The following is a 15,735-nucleotide window of genomic DNA, read 5'->3' as shown; positions in this document are numbered from 1 at the left end:
GGCCGACTGACAGAACCCGCACTGCGGATTTTGTTAATCGGCCCCATTGCCAATTGCAGCCACGTCATCGTGACTGACTTTATAAGTAGATGTAGTAATACCGGTGCAACAAGCCATCCGAGCCACAGCATTGTGGGGAGAAACCGTTGCGTCCTTCGTTGACACAATGTTGTGTCGTTGAAATCTTATATTGTCAATATAAATAGTCACACCGCAAATGTCAATAATAATAACATAAAATTTAATAATTTTAATATTTATGCACTTTTAGAGCGTATTACTGATTTTGTGTGTTATATATTATGACATATTAATATTGATTTTGGTGAGTGGACTCTTTTAATTCCGCTGCACCACGGACTGGACAGCCCGCTGCCAGCCTGTGTAATTATTTTGGCGGGTGGCTGCATCTAACTTGGGTTTGTATGTCTCGTACAGCGTAAGTTGGGCTGCAAGCTGCTCGGGGTCGGACCAAACACCTGTGCCGAGCCCGCCGAGATATACCGAGCCCATGGCTGACAGTTCAGCGCAGGTCGACCGAGTCACCACTTTGCCCAGGATATCGGCTTGAAATTGCATGAGCCAGACATTGGATGAAGCTCCGCCGTCGGTCCGCAGACCGAGCAGTTGAATGGCGGACTGCTGCTCCATGAATTCCACCGCATCCCTAACTTGATAGGCAATGCTCTCCAGAGCAGCCCGGACAATATGGGCTTTGGTGGTTCCGCGGTTCATGCCAGTAATAGCCGCCCTGGCGTAAGGATCCCAATAGGGTGCACCCATTCCGACAAAGGCAGGCACAAGATAAACGCCGTCGTTCGCGGGAACACTTTCGACCAATTCTTGCATTTCCTCTAAGGTAGAGAAAAGCCCTAAATTATCCTGCGTCCATTTGATGCTATCACCTGTTGTCCGGATGATGGCTTCAAGCGCGTACGTCACCTTTCCCCCCGCCCCCCAGGCGATAGCAGTTACAAGACCGTCACCGCCATCTATCGGGGTGTCGCCTATATTCATCAACACAGAGGTGCCGGTACCAAAGGTGGCCTTGGCACTTCCGGGCTTAAAGCAGAGATGGCCATACAATGCGCCCTGGGAATCCCCGATCACACCTGAGATCGGGACTCTTTCATTAAAAAGGCTACTATCCGCCGTATATCCAAATATGGCATCGGACGGCTTAACCTCAGGCAGCAGGGAAGGTGGGACATCGAAAATCCGGAGAAGCTCTTCGTCCCATTCTAAGTTATGGATATTAAACAGCGAGGTGCGGCTGGCGTTTGTATAGTCGGTAGCATGTGTGCTGCCGCCGGTCAACTTCCAGATCAGCCAGCTGTCTATGGTTCCTGCGAGCAGCTTTCCTTCGGCCAGCAGTTCTGCTGCTCCTTTTGCATGCCTAATGATCCAGCTCCATTTGGTGGCGGAGAAATAAGGGTCGAGCATAAGTCCTGTTTTGGCACGGATGGTGCTTTCGTGACCCGCTTGTTTCAGCCCGGCGCATAGGTCCGCAGTACGCTGGCATTGCCAGACGATGGCATTATATACCGGCTGCCCGGTTGTCTTATCCCACATCAGCGCAGTTTCCCGCTGGTTCGTGAGGGTCAGGGCAGCCAGCTCCGCTGGGTGGATGCCGGTTTGCTCCAGCACGCTGCGGGCCGCTTTTATGACATTATCATAAATTTCGAGAGGGTCATGCTCTACCCAGCCGGGCTGGGGAAAGTGCTGTTTATGCGCCATTCCGCTGCGGGCAATGACTGCTCCTTCAGAGTTTACCAGGAGTGCTTTGGTGCCTGAAGTGCTCTGGTCAATGGCCAAGATATATTTCTGATTGTGGTCCATATGTTTCGCCCTTTACTTGTTGATCAATTCGAGTGCGATTTGCTTGATATTGCCGCCCGTAAGGCCGTAGTGGCGGAAGACCTCCGCTGTTTTGCCGGCAATGGCCGGCTCATCCGGGATGCCGAGCACCTTCATCGGAACGGGATGATGCTGGACGACAACCTCCGCCACGGCAGCGCCAAGACCGCCATAAATGCTGTGCTCTTCAACTGTAATAATGCGTCCGGTCTCCCGTGCCGCAGCAATTATGGCCTCTTCATCCAAGGGTTTGATTGTATGCATGTTGATGACCCGTGCGGATACGCCATTTTCGGAGAGAGCCTTGGCGGCATCGAGGGCAACGCGTACGGTTTCACCGGCGGCAATGATCGTAATATCGGAACCTTCCTGCACAATTACAGCCTTACCTATTTCAAACGGGTAATCGTCGGATTCGTATACGTCCTCGACCGGGTTGCGTCCGATCCGCACATATACGCCGCCGTCATATTTAACCAGTGCTTCGGTCAGCTTCTTCGTTTCGTGGCGGTCGGCGGGAAGCACAATCGCCAGTCCCGGAATGGCGCGGGCCACCGCGATGTCCTGTACGGAGTGATGGGACATGCCAAGCGCGCCGTAGCTTACTCCGCCGCTGATCCCGATCAGCTTCACATTGGTCCGCGAATAAGCGACGTCAACCTTGATTTGCTCAATGCTGCGCATGCTCAGGAAGCAGGCAGGTGAAGTGACAAAAGGTTTCTTGCCGCTGTGGGCCAAGCCGGCGGACATGCCTACAATGTTCTGTTCTGCAATACCCACCTCGACGAATTGCTCCGGAAATGTATTGGCGAAAGGAGCCATCGCGGCAGAACCGCGTGAATCACTGGCTAGTACCATAATATCCCGGTCGTCTTTGGCCAATTCCAGCAGTGTGTCACAGATGACTTGGCGGTTAGGAATCTTGTTCATTGTTATTACACCTGCCCTTTCTGTGTCAATTCCTCAATGGACGCGCTCAGCTCAGTCAGGGCCAGCGCCAGTTCCTCATCGTTTGGCACATGGTGGTGCCAGGCGGGAACATTTTCGGCGAAAGATACACCCTTTCCCTTGGTCGTATTGGCCATAATCAGCGTTGGTTTGCCGGGTACTTCCGGTACGGCGCGGAATGCCTGCAGCAGTTCTTCCATATCGTTGCCGTTGATGGAAACAACGTTCCAGCCGAAGGCAGCCCATTTCTCGTCCAGCGGGTCGAGGCCCATGACCTCTTCGGTAGTTCCGCTGATTTGAAGCCGGTTGCGGTCGATAATGCCGACCAGATTATCCAGTTTATAATGGGCGCCTGCCATGGCGGCTTCCCAGTTGGAGCCTTCGGCCTGCTCGCCGTCTCCCATCAGACAGAACACACGGTAAGACCGCCCGTCCCGCTTGGCCGCCAGTGCCATGCCGACGGAGATGGGCAGACCATGGCCGAGCGCGCCGGTATTCATCTCGATGCCGGGAACCTTGTTGTTCGGGTGGCCGATGAGGCGGGTGCCGAACTGGCTGTAGGTTTCCAGTTCTTCTCTGGGGAAGAAACCGCGGTCAGCCAGAACACACCATAGTGATTCTACAGAATGGCCTTTGCTGGCAATGAAGCGGTCACGGTCATCCCATTTCGAATTAGCGGGATCAATATTCATAATTTCATAATATAAAGCCGTTAAAATGTCCGTGTTACTCAAAGAGCCCCCAGTATGACCGGTTTTGGCGCGGTGAATAATAGTCAGCAGATCCATCCTGATTTGTGCGGCCTTGACTTTCAGTTCCTGGATTTCCATAATATCCTCCTCTTATAGATGTTAATAGAGCAGATCTTTTCTTTACACGTGGAGATTTGACTGTTTAGTGCGGGCAAGATCCGAACCCCTGAGCCAGCTTTGGATTTCCTGTTCTGTAGGGTCTACAGGGTCCGGCGTCAGGCCGGGGATATAGTTGCAGGCCTCGTATATGGCCGGAATAACATTGGCATGGATGCCTACGGAATGATGAACATAAGGACCTTTGACGAGCTTTTCTTCCCACAGTGGCCAGTCATTCACTTCCACCCATACATAGGAGCCGCGGGTATAAGGGCCTTCGATGCCACGGGCTTTGCCCAGGAACATCGAGTATTCACCCTGGTCGCCGTCGAACCGGGCAATGGTCATGCCGCCGCCGCGAATTTCACCTTCATGGGTTCCTGGAGCATGGTCGTCAAAGAGGAAATGCTTACGCAGCTTCGGCTTCTGCTCCACAGAAAGCGAGACAGGGAAATTTCCGCAATGGAAAAGCAGCTCCCCGTTGTCGTTTTCGGGGTGTCGGATGGTAATGTCCGCAAAAAAGGTTGGCAATTCATTCATGGCGGCAGCCTGCACCATAATGGAAGTAATGGCTCCATGGATGTCCGTTTCACAGGTGACTGGAATTTGTTCATCCGTCAGGATTGCATTGGCCAGACAGGGCATGATCGACAGGGCCTCCTGCAGCGAAGACCAGCACTGGATAGCGATAGCACTGCTTCCCGTCTCGCGGGCAAAGGACTTCATGGCAACCTTTAAAGCGGCGATTCGCCTTACATCATCCTCGGTCACTTCGCTGTAATCGAGCTTTTCTTTAATGTAATCCATCGTATCCAGCAGCTCGGCGCTGTTGCCGGCCGCAATTTTTCGGGTGCGGAGCTGAATATCAACAAGGGTAATCGGATGAATTTCAATGCCGAAGCGTTCAAGCAGCTCGCCCTCATTGCACATCATGGTCCAGAATGAAGCAGGACGCGGACCAATCTGGAGAATGCGCAGGCTCTTGAACTGGCGCACAACATTGGCTGCTGCGACGAAGTTGGTGAAGCCCCGCTCGAATACTGGATCATTCACCCAGCTGTTGGTTACATAAGTGAAGGGGACGTTGAATCTGCGCAGTACTTTGCCTGTGGCGAAAATACCGCATTGAGTATCGCGCAGGCGCATGCCGTCTGCAAGCGGCGCTTCATCCCGCGGCCCCCAGAGCAGAACGGGCTTGCCGAGCGCTTTGCCAACGCGGGCTACGGTGTCTTCGGTGCCGAAGTTACAATGCGGAAAAAATACGGCATCGACTTCTTCCTCTTTGAACCGCTTGGCAATCAGATCGGCATTAATATGGTCGTCGTACAGCAGCCCTTCCTCGTTTAGGCCTTCCAGGTCCACAATGTCAATATCCATTCCAAAGCTCTCAATTTGCTTGCGGATTTCTACTTTGTACTTGAATGCATCCTCAGCACTGAACGTAAAACGTCGTGTTGGGGCATAACCCAACTTTAACTTCTTCATCATCATTTCTCCTCGGTATGGAATATTTCAATCCTGCTGAAATGAAAACGACAACTAAACAACATTATTTAGTTTAGTTATTTTAACTTAATTTAATATATTTTTTTATTACGACGCCATGTTAACATTGGAATTAAGCGGTGTCAATGAATAATTTAGTTTTGTTTAGTGGTGATATCTAAACTTATAACTAAACTTAATGAACTTAATTCAGCTAAACATTGCATCAAATTCAGTTTCGGTGTACACTTCACGTATCACATTGTTGTGTTTGTTAACTTATTAGGAAATGGAGAATCAAGGCATGAAGATGGAAGATATCGCTAAACTGGCCAATGTATCCAAAGCAGCCGTTTCGTTGGCCTTCAGTGGCAAGCCGGGAATTGGCCCGGATACGCGAGAACGCATTCTCCAAGTAGCCTATGAAGCTGGATACAGCCCCAAGAGCAGGGAAGTAGCCGTTACAAAAGCAGATAAATCGTTGCTTTTTCTTGTATGTACAAATTCAGGGATTATCCTTGAAGAATATTATCAGCAGCCATTTTTTAAAGAATTGATTCATTTTATTGAAGAACGCTGCCGCCAGAAAGGATATGCCCTGATTTTTTCAACGTTAGATGTAGAATTTTTTCAGAGGGATATCCAGGTGGTAGCCGATGAGAAACGCAGTGTCGGAACCATAGTGCTGGGCACCAATTTGACCCGTGAACAAATCAGGGATATTCATGCCAAACTGCCGAATCTGATTGTGCTCGATACCTGCTTTGAGACGTTGCCTGTACAATTCATTCAAATTAATAATGTAATGGGTGCATATCAGGCCGGGGTCTATTTGTGCAACATTGGACATACCTCGATTGGCTATATCGCTTCCAATTTGCGAATTCACAATTTTGAGGAACGTAAACGCGGCTTTATGGCGGCGCTTTCTGAGCGGGGTCTGAGGGTACCTGAGGCAGCATATTTGTCCGTAGCGCCAACTATTCTTACTTCTCAGGATGAGCTGAAACGGCAGTTGACCACCTATCTGGAGAACGGGAACAGTATGCCTACGGCCTGGTTCTGCGAATGTGACTATATAGCTATCAGCGCCATGAAGACGATGAACGAGTTGGGCATCCGGGTACCGCAGCATACTTCGGTCATTGGCTTTGATAATATTAATGAATCGCTGGTTGTCACTCCGGAGTTGACAACTATTCACGTAGATAAAGAAAGAATGGCCAGTCTGGCAGTTGATCTGCTGACTGATACACTCTCGCAGGGCTCACAGGGGACAAGCAAAATTATAGTGGACACCATTTTGGTGGAACGGAATTCCTGCGCGGCTCCTGCCGGTTCCGGGCTTGCGGGACAAATGCCGGACAGCTCCGGGCTGGACTGAAATCGTATTGCATTTATAAGAACAGGGGGACCTTGAATGAATTCACGCATGGTTTCGATTTTACAGCATCTGCTGGCTGCGGACATTCCTGTCAAAAGCGAGCATCTGGCAAAATTGATCCAGGTTACTTCACGCACCGTACGCAGTGACATCAGAGAGCTGGATGAGTTCCTGGCCAAGCATGGAGCATCGGTTCAACCTGTTCGCTCAAGAGGGTATGAACTGAAGATTACAGACGACAGCAGCTTTCGTATGCTGCTGCAGCAATTGTTTATGAACAATGAACCGGAAGATTCGGGATCACCTGAATACCGGCAGCTTTATTTAATCAGGCGTCTCCTGCTTGCCGGAGCGTATTTGAAGCTTGAAGAGCTGGCAGATGAGCTCTATGTCAGCAAGTCCACTGTTCAGAACGATTTCAAAGAGGTCAAGCAGACGTTGCTTGCTTATGGGATTGGTATCGACAAGCGCCCGAACTATGGCATAAAGCTGAGAGGCGATGAAGTACGGTTGCGTTTGTGCATATCTGAATTTGTGGTGAACCGCTCGGATGAAGAGCGCGCCGGAGGAATACAGGATGCGGCTCGCATTGTCTCTCCCCGCGAGATGACGCTGATACGCAGCATTATTCTGGAACAGATTCAGAAGCTTGGCGTGAGCCTGTCGGATGTTGCATTCAGCAATCTGTCTATTCATATTGCGATCGCCTGTAAGCGGATTCGTGACGGGAACCGGGTCGCGATGCTTGTGGATGAGAAGGAAGAATTCCGGGCCGCTGAGGAATTCCAGGCCGCTGAGCAGATTGTTGCGCTGATTGAACGAGAGCTGGACTTATCTTTTCCCGAAGATGAGGTTGCCTATATAGCCATGCATCTGGCCGGCAATAAGTGGTTTGCGGGGGTCACCGGGGAAGAGAAGGAAGATGCCGGTCCCGAGAAGCTGTTGGATCGCAGGATTTATGAGCTGGGGAAGGAAATCCTTGCTGAAATTGACAGGGACCTTAACTTGAGAATCAGCAGGGATCAAGAGCTGTTGATGGGCATTTGCCTTCATTTGAAGCCGGCACTGAACCGTGTCAGATACGGGATGAGCATCCGCAATCCGATGCTTGAGCATGTGAAGAGCAACTATCCCCTGGCTTTTCAGGCAGGTGTCATCGGAGCCAAGCTAATTGAAAGTAAGCTCAATATGTTGATTCCCGAGACGGAAATGGGGTACCTGGCTATTCATATCGGTGCAGCCATGGAAAGACAGCAGATGGATATCAGGCCCAAACGTTGCCTGGTCGTATGCACTTCGGGTTTAGGCAGCGCGCGTCTGCTTTATTACAAGCTAAGGAGCAAATTCGGCGAGAGACTGGAGGTTGTGGGGACGACCGAGTTTTACAAGCTGCAGCAGGTCCCTTTGCACAACATTGATTTTGTAGTAAGCACAGTCCCCATCCCACAGCCGTTTTCTGTTCCGGTGGTTGTCGTGCAGACACTCCTGGGGGGTGGGGATATGGATAACATTAATGCTTTGCTGAATGGTGAGAAGCCGTATTCCTTCCGCTACATTATGGAGGAGCTCGTGTTTCTGAGACAGAGCTTTACCACGAAGGAAGAGATCATTACTTTCCTCGGGGACAAAATGTCTGAATTCGGGTTGATCCGCTCTTCCGAAGGTTTCATCGGCCTGGTTCTGGAACGGGAAAATGCCGCACCGACAGCCTATGGGAATTTGGTGGCCATTCCCCATCCCATCATTCCGCAAAGCAACCGCACGGTATGGGCCATCTGTACACTTAAGTCTCCGATTGACTGGTCCGGCCGGCCAGTACAATTTATCTGCCTGCTCAGTATTGACAAGAGCGGCGAAGAACCCCAGGCGAAAATGTATCAACATCTGATGGGGCTGGTCGACGATTCCGAGATTATCCAGCAAATGCTGAAATGCAAAACGTATGCGGAGTTTGCCAGAATTATTGTCAAACATAAACTGTATTGATGGACCAAGGATCTGTATGGTGTTTGACCGGATTTTCGGTCAGGCAGCGGTGCAGACCTTTTTATTTTTTTCAGGGAATATTGTATTCAGCTTCTTTTGGTGTTGAATACGTACGGATGTAAGTATTTCCGCTTGTAGCGGAAAAGGATTACGTTTAGAAGTGAGTTGTAATCGTATACACTGATCTTGTAAGACAAGAAATGAAATGTAAGAGGTGAACGCAATGGATGAGTATCAGGAAATTATTATGGGGATTATAGCCAATTCAGGGTTCGCGAAGAGCAAGGCTATGGAAGCTATTACCCTTGCCCAGAAAGGCGATTCAGAGCAGGCAGAAGAATGTCTGGTGGAATGTAAGAAGGAGCTGGTGAGTGCGCATAAATCGCAAACAAGGCTGATCCAGCAGGAAGCGGGAGGAGTTGCACATGAAGTGACACTGTTGATGGTACATGCACAGGATCATCTGATGTCAGCCATTACGACAAAGGATTTGGCTGGACATATTGTGGAGCTATATAGCAGATTGAACCGCTATGAAGCGGCGGTTGTCCATAACACTACAATCAGGGAGGACTAAGAATGAAACAGATTACTCTGGTATGCGCAGCGGGAATGTCTACAAGTATGCTGGTACAGAAAATGCAGAAGGCGGCCCAGGCCCAAAATGTTGAGGTAGAGATCAGAGCCACTTCCGAAAGCTCCTTCAAGGAGTATGCGGACAAGACGGATGTGCTGCTGATTGGGCCGCAGGTTGGCTATCTGGAAGGTGATTTTAAAAGTAAATATGAACCTAAAGGCATTAAAGTGAGCGTAATCGACCGAATGGACTATGGCATGATGAACGGTGAGAAAGTGCTTGCCGATGCTTTAAGCCTGTGATCTTATGAGTACGGTCTGAAGCAGCTGCGCGGATTCGCAAGAACAGCTTTTATTGGCAAGAATGTAATTTCATCAAATGGAAGCGTTATCTAGATGATGGTTATCAGATGAAATTCTAAAGCAGGAGTTGAACGGATATGGCAAATGAAAAAAAGCTATCCCACAAGCTGCAAAGATATGCAGGTAAAATTCAGCAAAACCGCTATATGAGCGCTATTTCTAATGGTCTGATGTCAACACTCCCTTTTCTGATTGTCGGGGCGTTCTCGACGCTGTTCTCTGCGCTTGCCTGGGAGCCTTATCAGAACTTTATTGCACCGGTAAAGGGAATTATCGGGTTGGCATCAACCATGACTACGGGGGTTATCGCCCTGTATGCCGTATTCTTCATTGCTTACAGACTGGCGCAGGCTTTCGACAAGGACCCGTTGGTTCCCGCTGCGACTGCACTGCTCTCGTTCCTTATCCTCACGCCGGTAGAGACCTTCGACAAGGTTCGGGCGCTGCCACTGCAATGGCTTGGCGCACAGGGGTTGTTTGTAGCCATGTTTGTCGGCTTGATCGCCTCGAGATTGTATATATGGATTGTTGACCGCAACTGGACCATTAAAATGCCGGAGGGAGTTCCGCCTACGGTCGTCAAAACCTTTTCGGGATTAATTCCGGCGATACTCGTAGCTGTTGTATTCGTAGTGATTTCGGGCCTGTTCATGCAGACCTCCTTCGTTACGGTTCATGAGTTTATTTATACCTATCTGCAAGTGCCGCTGGAAGGGCTGGGCGGATCACTGGGGGCCATGATTATCGCGCTGATCATTATGCAGGCGCTCTGGATGTTCGGGATTCACGGAGCAATCGTGACTTTGGCCATCGTGAAGCCTATCTGGATGAGTCTGGATCTTGCGAACCTCGAAGCCTTTCAGGCCGGTGCACCGCTGCCGAACATTATCGGATTGGCGTTCTGGTACATTTTTGCAAATTATGCACCAATGCTCGGATTCGCACTGTTGCTGGTCTTCCTCGCCAAGAGCAAGCAACTTCGTACGATTGGGAAACTGGGCCTCCCGGGGACGTTTTTCTCGATACACGAGCCCCTGAACTTCGGCATACCGGTCGTTCTGAATCCGCTTCTGGCGGTTCCGTTTATCGCTTCCCCTATCGTTTGCGTGGTGCTTGGCTATTTTGCGACCACCATCGGCTTGCTGCCGGCACCCATCGGAATATATCCCGCATTCGGCACTCCGATCTTTGCGCTGGGGATCATCGAAGGCAGTTGGAGACTTGCAGTCGCACAGCTTGTGCTTATTCCAATCTGTATGCTGATTTACTATCCGTTCTTTAGAACGCTCGACAGACAGGCGCTGAAGAGAGAACAAGATGCACAGGAAACCTCGGAGAAGGAAGAAACGACCGGAGTCAATGCCGGAGCAATCACCTCATAACCGGACAATAAACCCGGAAAACGGCGATTCATCGCCGTTTTCTGTCATTACTCCAGAAGGGGGGAATATTGTATGATCAAGCTTGGCATAGCGGAGAACAAACGTTATTTCGTCAGCGAGGGGGCTCCGTTTTTCTACCTGGCGGATACGGTCTGGAGCGCATTTACCAATATCTCGCTGGAGGAATGGAGCTATTACCTGGACTACAGGAAGAGCCAGGGCTTTAATGTTCTGCAGATCAACCTGCTGCGGCAGTGGGATGCCAGCGGCAGTGATTTAATTCAGGAGCCGTTTGCCCTGTGTGAAGACGGTACTTATGATTTTTATTCGCTAAATGAAGAGTATTTCGCAAGAGCCGAGCAAATGGTGGAAATAGCGGTGGGCAAAGGGTTTGTGCCGGCGCTGGTCCTGCTCTGGTGCAATTATATTCCGGACACCTGGGCGTCCAGAATCCGGGAAGATAGAAAGATGCCGCTTGATGCAGTGGAACCATACGTGCGTTATGCAGCGGAACGCTTCTCCAAATACTACCCGATCTATGTCGTGAGCGGGGACACCGATTTTCCGTCCGATCGGGCGAACGAATATTACCGGACGGCACTTCATGTTGTGAAAAGGCATAGCCCGGAGTGCTTGACCACTCTGCATATTCAAGGAAGAACAGCGGCGGTGCCGGACGAGTTCATAAACGATCCCGACTTGGATTTCTACATGTACCAGTCCGGCCACAATTCGCAGTTTCAGCCTATGGCCTACACCTTAGCTATGGATTTCAGCAGCAAGCCGGTAACACGGCCGGTGTTGAACTCGGAGCCTTGCTACGAAATGATGGGGTACAGCCGCCAGGTGTACGGCCGGTTCAGCCGTGCCGATGTGCGCAAGGCTGCCTGGCAAAGTCTTTTATCCGGAGCGGCCGCCGGGGTAACCTACGGTGCGCACGGAATCTGGAGCTGGCACAAAAAAGGCAGGCGGTTCGGAGTTACCGGAGAAGGGTTTGACAGCCCCTATGATTGGCAGACCGCCCTCAAATTCGAGGGGGCTTGGGATTACGGATTTGCCAAATGGCTGTTTCAGATGTACGGGCTGACCGACTTGCAGCCGTGGGACATTGTGCTTAAGAACACGGAAGAGATCCGGGCAGCGGCAACCGCCAGCTTGTCCAAGGTCGCCATTTATGTCCCTGTAAATACAGTTCTGAGGTTAAATGCGGACCTTGGTGAATACGAGTTTACCATCATCGATCTTGAACACCGCAGATTTGCGGCAGCTGTAATAACTGTTAAAGAGAGAACGACAGTTATAGATATGCATGAATTCGAAAGCGATGTTCTTGTGATTGGTGTAAAAAAATCATATGAGGTGATCTAGAATGGGGTTAGGTCCTAACTTTCTGTGGGGCGGCGCAACCGCGGCAAATCAAAGTGAAGGCGGATATAATTTAGGAAACCGAGGTTTAGCAACTGTTGATTTATTGCCTATGGGCAATGATCGGGCAGGAGTAATGGCCGGGAAAATTAAAATGCTTGAATTTGATGATCAGCACTTTTATCCGGCTCAAGTAGCAATTGATATGTATCACCAGTATATTGATGACATCAAGTTATTCGCTGAAATGGGCTTTAAAACTTATCGCATGTCGATATCATGGACCAGAATTTTCCCCAATGGGGATGAAGAGAAACCGAACGAGGAAGGTTTAACCTTTTATGAGAATATATTTCGGGAATTACGAAAGCACAATATCGAGCCATTGGTAACTTTAGCCCATTTTGATGTTCCAGTTACTCTTATCAAAAAATACGGTTCATGGCGTAATCGTAAAATGGTTGGTTTTTTTGAGAACTATTGTCGTACCGTATTCAATCATTTCAGAGGGCTGGTAAAATATTGGTTGACCTTTAATGAGGTGAATATGATACTGCATGCACCGTTTTTGGGCGCGGGCTTATGCTTTGAACCAGATGAGAATGAAGAACAGGTAAAATATCAAGCCATGCATCATCAATTAATGGCCAGTGCTGTTGCAACTAAAATAGCGCATGAAGTTGATCCCGAGAATAGGATTGGCTGTATGCTGGCAGGAGGAAATAATTATCCTTATTCTTGCCGTCCAGAGGATTATGCTAGAGCAGTCGAAAAGGATCGGGAAAATTATCTGTTCATTGACATTCAAGCCCGGGGCGCCTATCCGAATTATGCACTAAAAAAATTCGAACGGGAAAATATTCATATTGTGATGCAAGAAGGAGACCAAGAATTATTAAAACATCATACAGTTGATTTTATTTCGTTCTCCTATTACTCATCCCGGGTTGTTGCCACCGATCCATCTGTTGCTCATGAAACGGCTGGAAATATATTTAAATCCATTAAAAATCCTTATTTGAAATCTTCCGAATGGGGCTGGCAGATCGACCCCTTAGGGTTGAGGTCAGCGTTGAATATTCTATATGACCGTTATCAGAAGCCATTATTTATTGTGGAAAACGGGCTTGGTGCGGTGGATACACCAGATGAAAACGGCTATGTAGAAGATGATTATCGAATCGAATATCTGCGTGAGCATATTAAGGCGTTTAAAGCGGCAGTCGAAGAAGACGGTGTTGAGCTGATGGGGTATACGACTTGGGGATGTATTGATCTGGTTAGTGCAACCAAGGGCGAAATGAGCAAGCGTTATGGATTTATTTACGTTGATCGTGATGATGAAGGTAATGGGACACTGAAACGTAGTAAGAAAAAATCATTTTATTGGTATCAAAAGGTTATCCAAAGCAACGGTGAAGATTTAGAATAAAGCGGATTTCAAACACTAAAGTAACTGTATTTAGTGAAAACAAATATTGACCATCTCCTTTACGGGGGTGGTCTTTCTTTTCTATAAGGGAAATATCCAGATTGAAACTCAGGCATTACTCCTAGTACGCTATTACAGAAAGAAAAGAAGAGATTTATGAGATTAGGGTCAGCCCTTCGTATTGCATACAAGGATAGCGGGATGATTCATAGTGTTATACAACAACCGGTGATTCAAGATAATGGTTTCATTTGAACGGCAGGGTAGAGCAATACCGACAGGACCTTATCCCAGCAGTTCTTTAGCTCCGTTCATCACTAAGGGCATAGTCTGTCTAACGAATGATTCCGCACTTATTAGACGCCCCTCATTGTTCCAAACGTAAGCCGCACCATATATCCCCCAACTTAACATGATAGAAGCTGTATTTATTAAGAACTGCGCGTTTGGACTCGATAGCATCTTGTCTTTGTCTATAAAGGAAAGAAGTATTGTTTGAATTTTATCCTTTATTTGAATTTCGAATGCAGGTCCAAGCGATTTATACCTTCTTTTGCACATAGTGCTTAGATCCTTGTGAAAATCGCATACACCCAGAAAAATACTCTGAATTGTTTCTTCATTTAATACTTGGTGACCGCTTATTCTACGATTTATGATTGTCATAAATGATTCCATTAGTTTGGTTTCAAGAATTTCGAATTTATCTACAAAGTGCGCATAAAAAGTCGCTCTGTTAACAGTAGCCCGATCTGTAATATCCCTAACGGTTATCGCTTCAAAGTCTTTTTCTTGAATTAATGAAGCAAAAGCGTCTTGAAGGAGTCGCCGTGTACGTATCACACGAGGATCAGCTTCATTCTTTTTAATTGTCATGGTTAAGATCTCCCCAATAAAACGACATTATAGAAATGATGTTGTCTATACAACGGTTTATAGTTATTGATGATTGCGTACCATTCGGTTGTTATTATAACATATAAATACAACAAGTGTTGTTCAAGCGACTAATGTTGTATTGAATTAAAATTCTGAATGCTGCTTTTCCAAAAGGAGGAGAGAACCATGTCGATTTCACAACCGTCACAAACGATGGAGCACCAACTTTTTTTTGATGTTGTTCGAGAACGCCGGTCTGTTCGTAGCTATGATCCCGAGATCAAGATTTCGCGGGAGGAATTGACCGGAATATTGCGGCAAGCCACGCTGGCTCCTTCAGCGGCTAACCTGCAGCCGTGGCGGTTTCTTGTTATCGACTCGCCGGAACTGAAGCAGAAGCTGCTTCCGATCGCATTCAATCAACAGCAAGTGGTCGAGGCTTCAGCTGTCATTGCGGTACTCGGAGATTTGGAGTGTTATAAATTGGCCGAGAAAATTTACGGAATGGCGGTCGATGAGTGTTACATGCCTGCAGAGACGGCTAAATCGTTCGTGGAACGCTATACCAGCATGTATTCGAGCATGCCGCCTGAGGCTATCGGCCAAAAAGTTTATACCGACGGCGGGCTAGTATCGATGCAACTCATGCTTGTCGCCCGCGCTAAAGGCTATGATACGGTCCCGATGGGCGGATATGATCAGGCTAAATTTGTAGAAGCGTTCAATATTCCGGAGAGATACGCTCCTGTTATGCTCATCGCCATCGGCAAGGCGGCGAAGCCCGGTCATCCGACGGTGAGACTGGCTGTCGATGATGTAGCTTTCTTTAACGAAATACCTATGGAATAACAAAATGTAAAAGACCTTGGCACCCGCATAAATAGCGGGGAGCTAAGGTCTTTTACAGGTCACATGGGATGGGAAGCAACATCATTGATTACGCTGCCGCGGACTACACTTATCTTTATTTCTTAAGACTTTTACAAAAAAGGAAGCTTGCTCTTAAAGTATATAAATAATGATAGCTCCGAAACCTAATTCCGGTTGAGCATAATCCGGAGCGGGATCGAAGTTATGTTTAAATTTCTTTTCTTTCCCTTGAGTTCCTTAAAGGCTTGTACTTTGATTTCAGATAAATCCTTGGGATTCAATATGTGAATATCATAATTATCGAGTTGTGTTCCCTTTGCTGTCTCTAGTTAAAGACCAAGCGAATTCCTTGGTTAC

Annotated in this window: 13 protein-coding genes; 8 read left to right on the top strand and 5 right to left on the bottom strand. The window is 48.3% G+C overall.

Translation table 11 applies throughout. From position 1 onward, the window contains the following. Positions 1–339: 339 nt before the first annotated feature. Genes glpK through MHI45_RS09760 form a run of 4 tightly spaced genes read right to left on the bottom strand, consistent with a single transcriptional unit; the run spans position 340 to position 5,141 of the window. Positions 340–1,839 carry a glycerol kinase GlpK gene (glpK, locus tag MHI45_RS09775; protein WP_341119035.1) on the bottom strand — a complete coding sequence of 500 codons (1,500 nt, stop codon included), beginning with the start codon at positions 1,837–1,839 and terminating at the stop codon, positions 340–342. Between the two features lie 12 nt (positions 1,840–1,851). Then, a complete protein-coding gene (locus MHI45_RS09770) occupies positions 1,852–2,787 on the bottom strand; it encodes a transketolase family protein (RefSeq protein ID WP_340897026.1) in 936 nt (311 codons plus the stop codon). A gap of 5 nt (positions 2,788–2,792) precedes the next feature. Beyond that, a complete protein-coding gene (locus tag MHI45_RS09765; protein WP_340897027.1) occupies positions 2,793–3,635 on the bottom strand; it encodes a transketolase in 843 nt (280 codons plus the stop codon). A 42-nt stretch (positions 3,636–3,677) separates the two neighbouring features. Beyond that, positions 3,678–5,141, bottom strand: coding sequence for an L-fucose/L-arabinose isomerase family protein (locus tag MHI45_RS09760; RefSeq protein ID WP_038595274.1), 1,464 nt, complete (start codon positions 5,139–5,141; stop codon positions 3,678–3,680). Positions 5,142–5,445: 304 nt separating this feature from the next. On the opposite strand from MHI45_RS09760, the gene MHI45_RS09755 reads away from it, so the two are divergent. From MHI45_RS09755 to MHI45_RS09725, 7 genes are all read left to right on the top strand, one after another. Continuing rightward, a complete protein-coding gene (locus MHI45_RS09755) occupies positions 5,446–6,525 on the top strand; it encodes a LacI family DNA-binding transcriptional regulator (protein ID WP_340897029.1) in 1,080 nt (359 codons plus the stop codon). Positions 6,526–6,561: 36 nt separating this feature from the next. Next, on the top strand, positions 6,562–8,511 hold the full coding sequence (locus MHI45_RS09750; protein WP_076109939.1) for a BglG family transcription antiterminator: 1,950 nt from the start codon (positions 6,562–6,564) through the stop codon (positions 8,509–8,511). A 223-nt stretch (positions 8,512–8,734) separates the two neighbouring features. Then, positions 8,735–9,088, top strand: coding sequence for a PTS lactose/cellobiose transporter subunit IIA (locus MHI45_RS09745; protein ID WP_076109938.1), 354 nt, complete (start codon positions 8,735–8,737; stop codon positions 9,086–9,088). Between the two features lie 2 nt (positions 9,089–9,090). Continuing rightward, positions 9,091–9,390 carry a PTS sugar transporter subunit IIB gene (locus tag MHI45_RS09740; protein WP_076109937.1) on the top strand — a complete coding sequence of 100 codons (300 nt, stop codon included), beginning with the start codon at positions 9,091–9,093 and terminating at the stop codon, positions 9,388–9,390. Positions 9,391–9,527: 137 nt separating this feature from the next. Beyond that, positions 9,528–10,832, top strand: coding sequence for a PTS sugar transporter subunit IIC (locus MHI45_RS09735; protein ID WP_076109936.1), 1,305 nt, complete (start codon positions 9,528–9,530; stop codon positions 10,830–10,832). A gap of 72 nt (positions 10,833–10,904) precedes the next feature. Continuing rightward, positions 10,905–12,200, top strand: a complete 1,296-nt coding sequence (locus MHI45_RS09730) for an apiosidase-like domain-containing protein (RefSeq protein WP_340897030.1) — start codon at positions 10,905–10,907, stop codon at positions 12,198–12,200. A gap of 1 nt (position 12,201) precedes the next feature. Then, positions 12,202–13,629 carry a 6-phospho-beta-glucosidase gene (locus MHI45_RS09725; protein WP_076109934.1) on the top strand — a complete coding sequence of 476 codons (1,428 nt, stop codon included), beginning with the start codon at positions 12,202–12,204 and terminating at the stop codon, positions 13,627–13,629. A gap of 285 nt (positions 13,630–13,914) precedes the next feature. Here MHI45_RS09725 and MHI45_RS09720 read toward each other — a convergent pair whose 3' ends face one another. Further along, complete coding sequence (locus MHI45_RS09720) at positions 13,915–14,505, bottom strand: TetR/AcrR family transcriptional regulator (protein WP_340897032.1); 591 nt, start codon at positions 14,503–14,505, stop codon at positions 13,915–13,917. Between the two features lie 189 nt (positions 14,506–14,694). Between MHI45_RS09720 and MHI45_RS09715 the strand changes: the two genes are divergently transcribed. Further along, positions 14,695–15,357 (top strand): nitroreductase family protein, encoded by a 663-nt coding sequence (locus tag MHI45_RS09715; RefSeq protein WP_340897033.1) that lies wholly within the window; start codon positions 14,695–14,697, stop codon positions 15,355–15,357. The last annotated feature ends 378 nt before the right edge of the window (positions 15,358–15,735 follow it).

Source organism: Paenibacillus sp. FSL H3-0321, from assembly GCF_038002865.1.
Lineage (GTDB): Bacteria > Bacillota > Bacilli > Paenibacillales > Paenibacillaceae > Paenibacillus_AQ.
The sequence above is the reverse complement of the archived record's forward strand: the minus strand, read 5'-3'. Positions and strand labels throughout refer to the sequence as shown.

Coding starts and splice junctions, on each gene's coding strand:
- MHI45_RS09760 (WP_038595274.1), bottom strand. CDS start 5,141: ATGAAGAAGTTAAAGTTGGGTTATGCCCCAACACGACGTTTTACGTTC.
- MHI45_RS09735 (WP_076109936.1), top strand. CDS start 9,528: ATGGCAAATGAAAAAAAGCTATCCCACAAGCTGCAAAGATATGCAGGT.
- MHI45_RS09750 (WP_076109939.1), top strand. CDS start 6,562: ATGAATTCACGCATGGTTTCGATTTTACAGCATCTGCTGGCTGCGGAC.
- MHI45_RS09730 (WP_340897030.1), top strand. CDS start 10,905: ATGATCAAGCTTGGCATAGCGGAGAACAAACGTTATTTCGTCAGCGAG.
- MHI45_RS09765 (WP_340897027.1), bottom strand. CDS start 3,635: ATGGAAATCCAGGAACTGAAAGTCAAGGCCGCACAAATCAGGATGGAT.
- MHI45_RS09715 (WP_340897033.1), top strand. CDS start 14,695: ATGTCGATTTCACAACCGTCACAAACGATGGAGCACCAACTTTTTTTT.
- glpK (WP_341119035.1), bottom strand. CDS start 1,839: ATGGACCACAATCAGAAATATATCTTGGCCATTGACCAGAGCACTTCA.
- MHI45_RS09725 (WP_076109934.1), top strand. CDS start 12,202: ATGGGGTTAGGTCCTAACTTTCTGTGGGGCGGCGCAACCGCGGCAAAT.
- MHI45_RS09770 (WP_340897026.1), bottom strand. CDS start 2,787: ATGAACAAGATTCCTAACCGCCAAGTCATCTGTGACACACTGCTGGAA.
- MHI45_RS09740 (WP_076109937.1), top strand. CDS start 9,091: ATGAAACAGATTACTCTGGTATGCGCAGCGGGAATGTCTACAAGTATG.
- MHI45_RS09720 (WP_340897032.1), bottom strand. CDS start 14,505: ATGACAATTAAAAAGAATGAAGCTGATCCTCGTGTGATACGTACACGG.
- MHI45_RS09745 (WP_076109938.1), top strand. CDS start 8,735: ATGGATGAGTATCAGGAAATTATTATGGGGATTATAGCCAATTCAGGG.
- MHI45_RS09755 (WP_340897029.1), top strand. CDS start 5,446: ATGAAGATGGAAGATATCGCTAAACTGGCCAATGTATCCAAAGCAGCC.